The organism is Candidatus Brachybacter algidus, assembly GCF_016707225.1.
Lineage (GTDB): Bacteria > Bacteroidota > Bacteroidia > Chitinophagales > Saprospiraceae > Parvibacillus > Parvibacillus algidus.
The window spans coordinates 1,153,531-1,167,655 of sequence record NZ_JADJID010000001.1 but is presented as its reverse complement, the minus strand read 5'-3'; the positions used below and the strand labels follow the sequence as shown (position 1 = coordinate 1,167,655).

Sequence of the window (14,125 nt, the reverse complement as noted above, 5' to 3'; positions counted from 1 at the left end):
GATTAAAACCATTGAGTGCAGTTGATTTGAATACTCTGCTCTTTTACTTGCCTGATCAGATTCTTCTAAATTGTCAAAGAGATAAGGGAATAAATTTATTAAAGGAGGAAGGCGATAAATATTCATTTGTAAAAAAGCTCGACTCATCATTATTTGTAAAATGTATTTTATCTGTGGCTCCCGATACACTTTGGTTGGCCACGACAAGAGGCTTATACAGTTATGTTATTTCTAAACAAATATTAGAACCCTTAGAGGAACTTAATCGACAGTTGCCAGATCTATATGTATATTCCCTCTTAAAAGACAAAAATGGATTTTTCTGGACCAGCTCCAATTCAGGCTTATGTAGATTTAATAAGGATGTAAGTCAATTCAAAAACTTTGGATCTGAATTTGGAATACAGGACATGGAATTTAACTCAAACGCTTTTTGCACAATGAAGAGCGGAGATTTATTATTTGGTGGAGTCAATGGAATTAATAAATTATCTGGCAATGTGCCGGATAAATTTATTATTTCAAAACCAAGATTGCAAATTATAAGTATAAAGGCTGACGAGTTAATTACAACGAAACCAATATCTATTAATAAATATGCTGACTTAAAGATAAACCCGGGTACTTCCTTTGTAGAAATAGAATTCAATGCTATTGAATTTTTTAATCCTGAAAAAGTAAAAGTTAAATACAGATTAAAGAATTACAATGACGAATGGATCTTTGCAGGAAACTCTGGCATAGCAAGATTCGTGAATGTAACTCCCGGCAATTATCAATTTGAAATAATCGCAATGGATGCAGATGGTCAAGAGGCAGGAGAAGCGCAATTGATAAATATTTATTTTATGCCATATTGGTGGCAAACACTTTGGTTTAAAATTTTCTTGATTTTATTAATTATCGTTTCAGTATATTATACTGGCAAAGTCATTACACGATATAAGCTACAAGAGCAAAGGAAGCAAATAGAAAAACAATTTGCAGTACAAAAAGAGAGAGAGCGCATCATTACAGATCTACATGATGATATCGGTGCTACGCTCAGCAGTATGAGCATATATGGAGAACTGGCAGGCCACGTGCTTAATTCAAAGCCGGATGAAAGTAAAAAAATGATCGAGAAAATAGCATTGACCTCTAAAGATCTGATGGGAAGAATGAATGATATCATTTGGAGTATGAAGTCTTCAAGTGAAGATAATTTTACATTAGAATCCAGGCTGAGAAATTATAGTTATGAGTTACTTTCACCAAAAAATATTAGTTGCGATTTTATTATTGATGAAATATTAGCAGCTTCTGTAAAAGACCCGGAGAAAAAGAGAAATCTTCTTTTAATAGTTAAAGAAGCTATCAATAATATAGCAAAATATAGTTTAGCAACTAAGGCTATTGTGCAATTGTATAAATTGGAAAAGGAAGTGATTTTGTCTATAAAAGATAATGGTAAAGGATACGAAAAGAATAAAATAAGTAATGGTAACGGATTGAACAACATCCAAGAGCGCTGTAAACAATTAAATGGATTATGTACTATTGAAGCTCAACCTGGTGAAGGTGTATTTATAATTTGTCGACTACCTCATTCAGAATTAACGAATAGCAATAGCTGAATCAATAAATAACAAAGTAATTGACTCAAGTTTAGGCAGTTAAGAAACAAAGGTAGATGGTCTCGCAGCTACGGGATTAGATGTTAGATGCTTGCCCGACTAGAGAAAGTGACGGCGGGCTTGGCTGACTAAAGAAGTGACGGCAGGGAGCTTATTCAATTGATTCATATATTTTTTTTAATAAGTTGAATAGAAAAAATATCCATGTGATTGATGGAAAGCAATCTAAAATCTACCTTCTCTTATATAACGCATTGCATAACATTGTTAATAAACGATATGTAAATAATAAAAATTATAAATATCGACAACTCCCCCTTGGCATCACAGAGGCATCTTTTCGTTTACTGTCTCCATTCTTACGGCAGGTAAACTTAAGATGTTCTGACTACACTTTGTCCCTCTATCGTGGGACTTCGTTTCGTTTCACTTCCTTGAAAAGGTCGCTTTTGCACCTTTTCTTCGTCGTTCACCCTCTTGCAGAAGGGAATATTGTACTAAACAACTTTCTATATCATAAATATCAACGGCATCTGCGTTCAACTTTATTTAAGTTATCTTTTGATTTTGGAATAAAATGAATTACATCAGAACTAACATCTAACATTTTATAAAAATTTAAATTTATCTTTCAAAAAAGAAAATTTGACTACCGAAACTTGAGTAATTGACATACTAAAAGTTTATTTAAAATCTTCTATTCTATTTTTACAAAAAATTATTCAGTAGTAACTTTCTTAAATAAAATTTCTTTCTCGTAATTTTTTAAACCAAGGATTGCTAATAAATAATTGGATCTTCATCCCCACAATTATTTGAGTTAAGCCCAATAAAAGGAAAGGATTGGCAGTAACTATGAACCATACCTAAACAAGCAAATAAAATGCAAATGAGTATTAAACGTTGACTTATTGGAGCAAGTTTGTAAATGTGTCCCCTATATAAGGTGGCACAAAAATACATGCAAATCATTCCTTATAAAATAACTAAATCTAGTACTCAGCAATTTACACTATCCTTTTTAAATAAAATAGAAATACTAGCTCGCTTACATTTTTTTCGGCAACTATTTTGTCATACAAATTTACTTTCCACCAATCTCAAAATGCATGCAGAGAAATAAACCATTTTGCAATTCACCCAAAAGAATTAATTATCCTATACTTCAATTTATAATTTGCGTAAAAATTAAAAGTGTGATGACATTTTACAAAATTTTGACTTTAGCAATTGTTATTGCCCTAAATGGTATATTATATCCCCAAAGTATCATAGCTCAGAATGATACTTTACGTTTCAACAATAAGATTAAAGCAGATACAACTTCAAGAATTGAAGTCATAGCTAAATATGATGGATCTAATGTATTGCTCAGATGGGGAGTTAATAATTCAGAACCATGGTACGACCAGAGTTTCAAAGGATATCTCATAGAAAGGTATTTGATAGACACTTTGTTACAGTTGCCTTTGTTGGCATCCAGAGATACAGTAGTAATTAGATCAAGATCAGCGGCTGAATTCAAAAGAAATATTCTAAATTGTTCAAAAGAAGAATTGACAGTTGCACAGTGTTTGTACGGAGATCTTGATGATAAAATAGATCCTGTTATGAACTTTGGTAGTAAAAGACAAGATCTCATCAATAAATATTCACTGACAATGCTCATGTCTGATATTAGTCAAGAAGCAGCTAGATCGGCTGGATTGTTCTACAAAGATACAGGAATAAAAGCCGGGGAAAGCTACCTGTACAGAGTAAGTGCGATCAATAACCCAAATGTCATCCACGGTGTAATAATTCTAAAAACTTTAAAAAAGAATTTACCAATTCCTACAATAAGTAATATTTCCGAACTTGAGGGAAAAATTAATATATTTTGGGATCGGGAATATCATGAAGAATATTTTTCTGCATACTTCATTGAAAGCTCAACAGACAATAAATCATTTAAAAGACTGATGGAAATTCCATTTGTAGGGGGTGAATCCAGAGAATTTTCAAATGATGTATTCTCGCACTCAATAAAGGTAATTAATTATAAACCAATATTTTACAGATTAATTGGTGTAACACCTTTTGGAGAATTATCTACTTCCTCCAAGTCAATTAAAGCGATGGGAAGAGACAAAACAGGCCCTCAAGTCCCTGAAATTATTGACATAACTACAAATGCTCAAAATGGGCAGTACACAATAAAGTGGAAGAAAGGATTAGAAAAAGATATTTCTGGATATAATATTTACAAGGGATATAGAAGTGATGGGTCATTTGAAAAAACAAATAAGAAAATCATCCCCCCTAACACAACGATATTAACACAAAAAGCCAAAAATATCAATGAAAAAATGTACTTGAGACTAAGTGTCATTGATACTGCGGGCAACGAAGTGTTCTCTTCTCCAAAGCTTGTTGCATTTAGAGATACAATAGCTCCTTCAGCACCTTTAAATATTAAAGCAAGCATAGATTCCAACGGTATTGTCAGGCTAAGTTGGGACAAAAACAAGGAGGATGATATGGCTGGCTATTTTATATATAGAGCGAATAGTAATAATCATTTATACACAAATATATTGCAAAAACCTATACGTATAAATAACTACATCGATACAGTAACTATGAAAACACTCACAGAACAGGTATATTATAAGGTTACAGCTGTAGATCATAACGGACATGTATCACAGTTTTCCGAATCAAAAATGGTCAAAAGACCTGACAAGATTCCACCTATGCCGCCAAGTATTACTGATTATGCAGTAAGTGACAGCTCCGTCTATATTAATTGGAAGCCAAGCAGAAGTAAGGATGTCGTGGACCATCAATTATTCAAGAGTGAAAACGGTAAAGCTTTTACTTTAGTGAAAAAACTAAAGATCGATGAAATTATACTTGAAAAAAATTTAAAATTTGGAAACAGATATACCTACAAGATCATAGCAATTGACGATGCCGGACTTATCTCAGAAGACATTGCACACATCAGCTTCATCGTAATAGATAAGTCAAAAGTAGTCCCGGCAATTCTAACGAAATGTATAATCGATGAAAAAAATGATCTTTTACTGGAGTGGAAACCAGGAAATAATAAGAAGACAAAGTATTTAATTTATATAGCAAAAGACGAGAGTCCATTTGAGCTATTAAAGAAGATAGATGGAAGTTTAAAGTACTCAGAAAAAATTATTACCGGAGGAAAATATCAATTTGCGATAAAAGCTGAAGACTCTAAAGGGAGAAAGTCAGGATTTTCAAATGTCATGAGCATAGAACTTTAAATAACCTCAAAATATCTATCAACATAAATTCTAGAACGCTATATTTTGTGTGTATTAAAAAATTGCACACCAACTTATATATTTTAATAAATAATTTATAAAAAGATGGATATGAATATAGTAGTTGACCTTTATTTGACAGATTCCTCCCTTCAGTCGGAATGACAGAATCTTTATACCCCCATCCCATCATCATAACGCCATTCCGAGCGAAGCGAGGAATCTTTATGCTCTAAGTCTTTTCTTTTTTGGCTTTTTACAATTCATTATACACACTTATATTTTTTCTAAAAATTGAAAGTATGATTTTTTGTAGTTTTACTAAATGATTAGAAAGCTCTACAATATCTTTAACTTGCATGAAGGCGAGGCCAATAAGGAAGAAACGCTTGAAAATATAAAGCAAAATATTTCGTTCTCGGGCCCAAATCTTTGGATTCTGGCTTGTGCTATATTGATTGCATCTGTTGGATTGAATATGAATTCCACAGCAGTTGTCATTGGTGCCATGCTTATTTCTCCTTTAATGGGGCCTATAGTGGCATCCGGGTTTGCCTTAGGTGTTTTTGATTTTAAACTTTTGAAAAGAGCTTTAAAAAATTTGTTTATTGCTACGATCGTCAGTTTGGCGGTTTCTACTGTTTATTTTTACTTAAGCCCATTTAAAACTGCTCAATCAGAACTTCTATCAAGAACTTCACCAAATATTTACGACGTATTAATTGCTTTTTTTGGTGGTTTAGCAGGAGTAATAGCTGTTACTAGGAAAGAAAAGGCAATCCAATCCCAGGTGTAGCCATAGCAACTGCACTCATGCCGCCTTTATGCACTGCAGGTTATGGACTTGCTTCAGGTGAATTTAGATATTTCTTTGGTGCACTTTTTCTCTATTGCATCAACTCAGTTTTTATCTGTATCTCAACTTATGCTGTTGTCAAATACATGAAATATGCTCCTACAAAATTAATTAATGAAAAGGACCAAAAACATGTGAGGTACGGATTGACTATTTTGACCTTAGCCTTGCTGATACCAAGTACATTTTTTGCGTACAGACTTTATAATCGACAAAAATTTCAAGAATCAGCAGATAGATTTATAACAAATGAACTAATAAGTAAAGGAGAAACAATTCTGTATAAAAAAACAAATTACTATTCAAACCCCAAAACTATTGAAATTGCATTGCTCGATCATAGGTTAGATTCTGTTGAAAATGAAGACCTATGTAATAGATTGCCTCTATATAAATTAAGCAATACAATTTTGGTATTAAAACAGGATTCAGAGGATGAATTACAAAAAATAAAAAGTTCAATTTTAAATGAAATCAGAAATGAGGGTGCTACAAATCTTCAAAATGACACGAGAGTTTCTATTCTAGAAAATGAAATCAAAAAGAACAATTATGACAATTTAAAATTCATGAAAGAAGCCAACAGCCTTTTTCCGCAACTCACTTTATTGTCGATTGCTAATCATGAATATTTCATTAAAAAAGATAGCTCGATCAGAGTACCTATTTTGATATATAAATCTAAAGTGGACCTATCTAATGTGGATAAATTAAAACTGCAAAATTGGACAATAGAAAAATTCAACCTTGATACCCTTGTTATAATTAAAGAATAAAAATGAGTTTATACCACATCATATCCTTACTGATCATTATTTCAGCTGCATTCGCCTATATCAACCATAGGTTTATTAAGATGCCCTTTGTCATTGGGCTGTTTTTCTTGTCAACTATCTTATCATTAGGAATAATTAGTTTAAAGTTTTGGGATATCCAACATTATACTCAAATTCATGATTTTATAGAAAAAGCAGAAATCAGCGATTTTATACTTGATATTTTACTTGGATTTCTATTATTCGCCGGCGCTTTACATACTAATTGGGCTAATATAAAAAGTCAGATAAAGCCTATTGCAATTTTTGCTATTCCAGGAGTAATTTTATCTACTATTTTAATAGGCTATTCATTCTACTACCTTTGCGGTTGGTTTGGGATTAACATAGAACTTATATACTGCTTAATACTAGGAGCAATAGTGTCACCTACTGATCCTATTGCGGTCCTTGGAATTTTGACAAAAGCTAAGGTTTCACAAAAAACTGAATCTACCATAGTGGGTGAATCCTTATTCAATGATGGAATTGGAGTAGTTGTATTCGTAGCGCTGTTGCACACTTTAAATCATAAATCAGACGGAATAGATCTTGTTTTTTTTGGTAAACTTTTTGCACAAGAAGCTCTCGGTGGTGGAATCATAGGAGCTATACTAGGCTTTACATTGCACAGATTGTTGAGATCTATAGATGATTATGAAACGGAAGTTTTACTAACTATAGCCTTTGTTATGGGTGGATATTGGATGTGTAATTTCATTCATATTTCCGGACCATTAGCGATGGTAATCATGGGGCTATTAGTAGGAAATTATAAGAAAAGTAAGGCAATGAGCGACGTTACCCAGGAATACATTGGTAAATTTTGGGAATTATTTGATGTCATTCTGAATGCATTACTATTCATAACTATCGCTTTTATAATCATAGTAATAGACATCAATGTTACTTATCTGATTATCTCTCTAATTACGATATTTATTGTGTTATTGTCAAGGATTATAGTCGTATTTCTACCTAAATTACTATTGCCTCGTATAGTACAAATAACGAATTCAGAAGCAAAAATAATCATTTGGGGAGGATTAAGAGGTGGCCTTTCCATTGCTTTGGTCTTATCACTTCCCGTTAGTCCACAAAGAGACTTGCTGATATTGATAACTTATGTGATCGTGGTAGTTAGTATTTTGGTGCAAGGAATGACTATTGAGAGGCTTGTGAGGAAATTGAAATAAATTATTTGGGGGTTGATGTTTGGCGCTTGGATTTTGATCACAGATAATCATTTCAATGGTTATACTTTTTTATAAAAATTTGTTGTGAAAATGAGGAACATCCTACGATCCTCTCCAAAGCTTGGGTTTGTAATCATCTATTTAATTTATTTCAAAGTGAAACCTTGGTGACACCCCGACGTAGGTTATCCTACGCCGAACATTCACGATCATATTTTAACTTTAAATTATTATTCGTAATTCGCTATGAAGGGCTGAGCGTAAGTTAACCTATCCCGAATCGTATCTCTCGGGACTGTGGGCGTTATGGTGTCTGCAAAATTTATTTTGCATATACTCAACTTATAATCAGTCATTATCTCATAATCCAAGAGATTCAATTCCCTTAAATTATTCAATATTCAATTCCCGACAAAGAGTGTGGCTTTCCATGCACTCCAACAACTATAATTCGAAATTCCAAAACTCGCCTACTTTAAATATCTTGCGAATACGCCAGCTCTCTCATTCAACATTAATCATTCAACATTTCTAACCTCATTTACCCCTGATTAAAATCATGGGCTATTGAAAGCGGAGAATTTAGCTTCATTTAAATATTAATCCTTATAACAAAATGAATGCTATTCACATAGATCTAAAATTCTATTTCAAATCAAGAGCGGGGCTTTCGCTGCACTCCAAATTCCATATTCTAACCTTCCTAAAATCGCCATCCTTATTGTTTTTACGACTCCGACTACTCTCTCATTCAACATTTAAAATCCAACATTCAACATTTCTGACCTCCCTCACTTCCGCTTAAATCTCAATACATAATCTCCTTCTGCGAGTCCTTCTGCACCCACTACACCAATGATTGCCTTGTAAGGCTGAGTGGTGGCCAGAATATATTTGATCGTTCTGCTATGATCCTGGACCAGCCCACGCTTTTTATAATCCCACTTAAAATCAGCTTCGCATCGAATGCATGAACTTAAACGTGGCACAATATTATTATCGCTTATCTCCCCTACCATATAACCATAGAGACTAAGGTTGAGTGAAGGATCTTTTGGTGTTACGGTAATTTCATATTCGTATCCGGAAGGTACATCTATAGAATACAAAACATGATTTCCGGTAAATTTCTTTTGCTGAGTTTGAACAAAGCAAGCTACATTGCTTTGCCATGCCCAGGAAAGGTCATTCATCTTTTGACCGGTATTTAGGTTTCCAGGAATGCCGGCATCCATTTTTGCATCCAAAGGCAGATGTGTTACTTTGAAAGATTGTTGTCCCAGGCTTACATTAAGTGAAAGAAATATAATTGATAAAATACTTAAGAATCTTTTCATGTTTTTACAGATTTTAGAATTAAAATTCAAAGTTATCTGTAATACAATGTGATAATTCACCCGAAAGTATGATTTAAGCAAAGTTTTTGAGCTTAACTTTATTCGATATTATGATTACTGTAAATTAAAGAACTAAATCATTTCTATAATTACAAAAATTATAAATTAAGTTAAATATGACGGAACGGTCAATAAATCAAATATCATGAAAATAAATTTTACTATAATAACATTAATATTGTTTTTGATCCATAACTTATCCCTAAGTCAATGTCCTCCTTCAAATTTATATATTACTTCTCAAGCTTCATTGGATGAATTCAAACTGAATTATCCAAACTGTGAAGAAATAGCAGGTGATCTCAGCGTCTTAGCAACCGACATTACAAACCTGGTTGGTCTGGATAATATTAAATCAGTGAAGGGAACGTTTTTCGTTACGGGAAGCTCCATGCTAAAAAACTTTGAAGGTTTGTCAAAATTAGAACGCATTGGAGACGCAGTCAGAATTCAGAGCAACGAAGGGCTTACTTCCTATGAGGGACTTAACAATTTAAAGGTCGTAGCGGGCGAATATTGTTATTTGGAAGGGTCGCCTTTGATTAAAAATCTAAATGGATTGAACAAACTAGACTCAGTGATGGGTATTTTCCAAGTTTGGGGTATGGATGAAATGACTAGCTTGGAAGGGCTTGAAAGTCTTAAATATGTCGCTAATGATTTTGCTATATTTAGAAACAATAATCTAAAAAACTTATCAGGGTTAGGCGGACTATTGCAAGTTGACGGCTCCATGAGGGTTTATGAAAATAATACTATAAATTCACTCCAAGGGCTTAATAATGAAGCCCTACTCACCTCAAGTCTTGTTGTTAATTTCAATCCTTTACTTACTACTTGTGCAGTTGAAGCAATATGTAATTATTTAATCGCTCCTCCTTCTTTTTTCGTATTTTCAGACAATGCAATCGGTTGCAACAATGAAAATGAAGTGAAACAAGCTTGTCTTTCTAGTACTTCAACCTCTGGTTTTGATGACAAAATTATGGTATCCTCTAATCCAGGTGATGGAAATATTGAGATTATTGGATCCGAAAGAATTGGTGCAATTAGTGTTTATGATTTATTTGGCAAAAAAATCAGCTCAGCTGAAGCTAAGAATGTAATTAATATTTCAAACTATCCATCTGGCATCTACATAATTCATCTGCAAATTGACAGCCAAAACAAAAGTTTTAAATATTTGAAAGTAAATTAAGATGCAAATTGGAATTCATAAATAAGTTCCAATGTAATACTATGATTCCAAAATCAAAAAGATGACAATAAGAGTGAGGAATAAGAGGTGAAAACATATCCCCCTTGTTTGAGGGGGCCAAGGGGGAGTTATTGCTATTTATTTTAATTACTTGATTTACAAAACTAGAAAATTCATATTAATAGAAATATCAAAATTCCCTGCGCCAAACTCGACCATCTTTCCTGGTAAACTCTATTAAACCGAAATCTTTGGCTACAGTATAATTCAAAAAATCAAAAATTTCCTGATGGCTGATCATCATATACATAAACTACGAAAGTACTATCTCCTAAAAATTTATAATTTTTTAAAACATCAGCGGATCCTCCGGAATGCGAACTTATTTTCTCATTCGAAACATTCAATGATGCGTAAAGCCCAAAGTCAGCAGAATTCGATCCTCTAAAATCGACAAACTGTCTGTCGTGAGCAGATATTTGAAATTGGACTACTGGATTCGATGAAGAGGTTAATGTGGCAGATTCGATTTTGCAATTACTTCCACATTCATCACCACCGCAAAATTCTGTTGTTGAATTTTTGCTGATAGTGAATGTATCTAAAATTCCATTATCACTCTTGAAAACAAAGGGTGCGTCTTCCTGATAGGATTCAATCCAAGATTTTGCCTCAATTAAAAGTTCGGGTTCTGGAGGTTTGCATCCACAATCTTGTGAAGAAACCAAGCAGCATCCGGACAAAATAGTCAAAGCTATAAAGAGCACAAATTTCATAGTAACGCTGATATTGATTTCTAAATAAACGTATTCGCAACGAAAGTCGTTGGACATAAATGTTAGAAAAGGAAATTATAGATTTTGAAGACATCAGGGTAAAAAGAAGTGCGGGTGGAGGGACTCGAACCCCCATGCCTCGCGGCGCCAGATCCTAAGTCTGGTACGTCTACCAATTTCGCCACACCCGCAATAAGGATGCAAATGTAAAAGGTTAATTTTAATTTGCAAGAAATATTAAATATTTTTTTCTACTTTTTTTGTCTTTTGTTAAACAAAAAAACACAACTCTCTATCTTACAAGGGTTACGCTGCCTTTTAAAACTTGAATTCTTTCATTTAAAAATTCCACTTCAGCATAAAAAGCATAAACATCCGGATTACACTCCTGACCTTTGAAGGTCCCATCCCACCCTTCTGATGTTTCCCCGGGCGTTAGATCTTTACCTTCATAAACGCATGCACCCCAGCGATTAAAAACTCTTAATCTCTTTATACTTTTAGCGCCTGGATTTGGAAATATCGTAAATCCGTCGTTGATGCCATCATAATTAGGACTAAAGACATTTGGCGCGAACACATTGAAATTGTCAATAATCCTTATTTCCAAAGAGTCATTTGTAATGCAACCTTTCTCATCTTGAGCTTTGACATAAAAAATCCCATCTTTAGCAGGTCTGAAATTTACCTCAGAACAATTGAAGCAATCTTCGATCAAATCAGCAGGGATCCATTCAAAAGTCGTTTGACCAAAAGCATTCGAGGTAATAGCCTTCAGATCAATAAAATCACCCAACTCCACAAGAGCAGAAGGTAAGGCACGCAATTCTACTTCCAATGGTGATTCACAACATTTAGCTATGAATGTTTTATTTATCGTATGCACACATCCATCTTGTGAAGTAATGGTCAGATTGATTGATTTATATCCGGGAGTATTATATTTGATCTTGGGTGGATTCTGATCAGTAAAAACACTGGGATTCACATTGCTTCCAAAATTCCAATTCCAACTAACTATCGGATCAGTAGGAGCTGTGGATAAATTAATAAAAGTCAATGAATCTTCAAAACAAGTACCTTCGGGTTCAATGTCAAAGGCAGCTCTAGCACCTAGAAATTCCCCAGTACCACCAAATTCCATAAAAAAGCCTTGACCTGAAGGAGAAAAGTTATTGACGATAAAAGCATAGCTCTTTCCTTCAACCATATCAATATATTTCACCCAACTATCATTCCCGTCATTACAACCGGGGTACTCGACCAAATCGCCACTAGTAAAGTTTAATCCAGTAGGCCCTGTGCATTGAATCCATGAGGCTTTAGGAGCGCCAACATTTTCCCCTGCTGCACCACATCGTAATGTTTTTTTATTTGGACAATCATTCAAACCACCCGGCAATTCAAATAATGCGTAATCCAGATCGTCCTCTTCCTTTAAAGGTGTCAATTTTATAACCAAAGTACCTGATTTACTGCAAGTCCAGCGATACCAAGAGGAAGCATTTTCAGAATTTAAACAAGTTCCTGGAGGGATCTCATTATTTAGATCGCCCGTACCTAATAAATTGGCAATAAAGACAGATGATTTGTCACACAGTATCTTACCGGTTGGGCAGTCACCATCAGGCACATAAGTTAAATTGTAATTGTTAAGACACAATTGGAAGCTACCCGTGACATCATTTCTGGCACTGACGTTAATATAGTACTCCTGCCCTATTGTCAATGGTCCTGCATAAGCATCTACTTTATGTTCATCAAATGCATCTGAAAAACATTGAATTTCAACCAGAGCTGAACATGGGCCTGAAAATAGAATTATTTGTGGATTTTTCAAAGTACCATTATCATTGCCTATAGCAGCTCCTGTAACTTTTAGATTTATAAAATTTGCTTCTGCTGTAAATTTGAACCACACATCCCTGGCTGTTTTATCATTCGGAATACATGTATATTCAGAAGGAATAGAAGGAGTAGTCCCAAAAGTATTAAAAGCACCATAAGTTGAACAATAATTGGTAACGTCTGAAATGTTAATGGCGTCGATACAGTCATCGTTTGGAGCCTGTGCGTTGGCTCGAAATGATAAAGTAATCAAGACAAGTATAGAAAATAATCTCATATGATAATTTAAAATAATATAGATTCTCTGAATTACTCCAAGATATATCTAAACAACTTAAAGAACGAATAAAATACTTATAATGTTAGTTAACTAGAATTTGTTTTAGCAAATTTGTGCTTTAAAACAAAAAAGGCTGCATGATAAAAAATATTCCTAACGCTCTTACCCTATTGAATTTATTTTGTGGAGCACTTGCTGTGGTAAGCATCTTGAATTTACATATTGAAGAAGCACTTGTTTTGCATGGAATTTGTTTGCTTGCTGATTTTCTTGATGGCCTGTTAGCAAGAAAATTAAAGGTGGATGGTCCGTTAGGCGTGCAGCTGGATTCATTGGCAGATGTCGTTTCTTTTGGAGTTTTCCCATCTGCGATTGTTTACGTTTTCTTGGCTCAATCGTGGGATATAGATCCAGCTATGAGTACATTAAGTGATAGAATGTATCTTTACCCTGCCTTCTTGTTGGCGGTATTTGGAGGTCTGAGATTAGCCAGATTTAATATATCTACAGAGCAAAGCGATAAATTTATTGGAATACCCATACCTGCCATGGCGATGTTCTTTGCGGGACTACTTTTAATCCAACAAGATGGAAATATTGCACTTATTGAAATCATTGAAAAGAAATGGTTCTTGTATGGAAGTGTAATTATTTTCTCATTTTTAATGAATAGTAAATTCGATCATTTTAAAATAAAACCTACAAAAGAGTTTCTCACTCAACCGTTTATTATCTTTTTATTGGGTTCAATTGTAGGCTTATTCATTTTCTACCCAGTAATTTCACTCTCCGCAGGAATATTATTGTATTCATGTCTTTCAATAATTTCTAACTTTGTGAAAATTTGATTACCCGCTATACA

General features: G+C 33.9%; 10 protein-coding genes and 1 tRNA gene. 7 read left to right on the top strand and 4 right to left on the bottom strand.

Annotated features, from left to right (window positions below):
- Positions 1 to 11 precede the first annotated feature (11 nt).
- From IPI15_RS04745 to IPI15_RS04725, 5 genes are all read left to right on the top strand, one after another.
- Positions 12 to 1,616 carry a sensor histidine kinase gene (locus IPI15_RS04745; protein ID WP_287419352.1) on the top strand — a complete coding sequence of 535 codons (1,605 nt, stop codon included), beginning with the start codon at positions 12 to 14 and terminating at the stop codon, positions 1,614 to 1,616.
- A 1,199-nt stretch (positions 1,617 to 2,815) separates the two neighbouring features.
- Positions 2,816 to 4,897, top strand: a complete 2,082-nt coding sequence (locus IPI15_RS04740; protein WP_287419351.1) for a fibronectin type III domain-containing protein — start codon at positions 2,816 to 2,818, stop codon at positions 4,895 to 4,897.
- A gap of 355 nt (positions 4,898 to 5,252) precedes the next feature.
- Complete coding sequence (locus IPI15_RS04735) at positions 5,253 to 5,693, top strand: DUF389 domain-containing protein (RefSeq protein WP_287419350.1); 441 nt, start codon at positions 5,253 to 5,255, stop codon at positions 5,691 to 5,693.
- Positions 5,694 to 5,710: 17 nt separating this feature from the next.
- Positions 5,711 to 6,529, top strand: a complete 819-nt coding sequence (locus tag IPI15_RS04730) for a DUF8492 domain-containing protein (protein ID WP_287419349.1) — start codon at positions 5,711 to 5,713, stop codon at positions 6,527 to 6,529.
- Positions 6,530 to 6,531: 2 nt separating this feature from the next.
- Positions 6,532 to 7,764, top strand: coding sequence for a cation:proton antiporter (locus tag IPI15_RS04725; protein ID WP_287401072.1), 1,233 nt, complete (start codon positions 6,532 to 6,534; stop codon positions 7,762 to 7,764).
- Positions 7,765 to 8,555: 791 nt separating this feature from the next.
- Here IPI15_RS04725 and IPI15_RS04720 read toward each other — a convergent pair.
- A complete protein-coding gene (locus IPI15_RS04720; protein WP_287419348.1) occupies positions 8,556 to 9,101 on the bottom strand; it encodes a hypothetical protein in 546 nt (181 codons plus the stop codon).
- Between the two features lie 205 nt (positions 9,102 to 9,306).
- Between IPI15_RS04720 and IPI15_RS04715 the strand changes: the two genes are divergently transcribed.
- Positions 9,307 to 10,359, top strand: coding sequence for a T9SS type A sorting domain-containing protein (locus tag IPI15_RS04715; protein WP_287419347.1), 1,053 nt, complete (start codon positions 9,307 to 9,309; stop codon positions 10,357 to 10,359).
- Between the two features lie 275 nt (positions 10,360 to 10,634).
- Here IPI15_RS04715 and IPI15_RS04710 read toward each other — a convergent pair whose 3' ends face one another.
- The 3 genes from IPI15_RS04710 to IPI15_RS04700 all read right to left on the bottom strand — a co-directional run bounded on the left by IPI15_RS04710 (position 10,635) and on the right by IPI15_RS04700 (position 13,260).
- Positions 10,635 to 11,135, bottom strand: coding sequence for a hypothetical protein (locus IPI15_RS04710; RefSeq protein ID WP_287419346.1), 501 nt, complete (start codon positions 11,133 to 11,135; stop codon positions 10,635 to 10,637).
- Between the two features lie 109 nt (positions 11,136 to 11,244).
- A tRNA-Leu gene (locus IPI15_RS04705) sits at positions 11,245 to 11,326 on the bottom strand.
- 101 nt (positions 11,327 to 11,427) lie between these two features.
- Complete coding sequence (locus IPI15_RS04700) at positions 11,428 to 13,260, bottom strand: T9SS type B sorting domain-containing protein (RefSeq protein WP_287401064.1); 1,833 nt, start codon at positions 13,258 to 13,260, stop codon at positions 11,428 to 11,430.
- A gap of 140 nt (positions 13,261 to 13,400) precedes the next feature.
- On the opposite strand from IPI15_RS04700, the gene pssA reads away from it, so the two are divergent.
- Complete coding sequence (gene pssA, locus IPI15_RS04695) at positions 13,401 to 14,111, top strand: CDP-diacylglycerol--serine O-phosphatidyltransferase (protein WP_287419345.1); 711 nt, start codon at positions 13,401 to 13,403, stop codon at positions 14,109 to 14,111.
- Positions 14,112 to 14,125 lie beyond the last annotated feature (14 nt).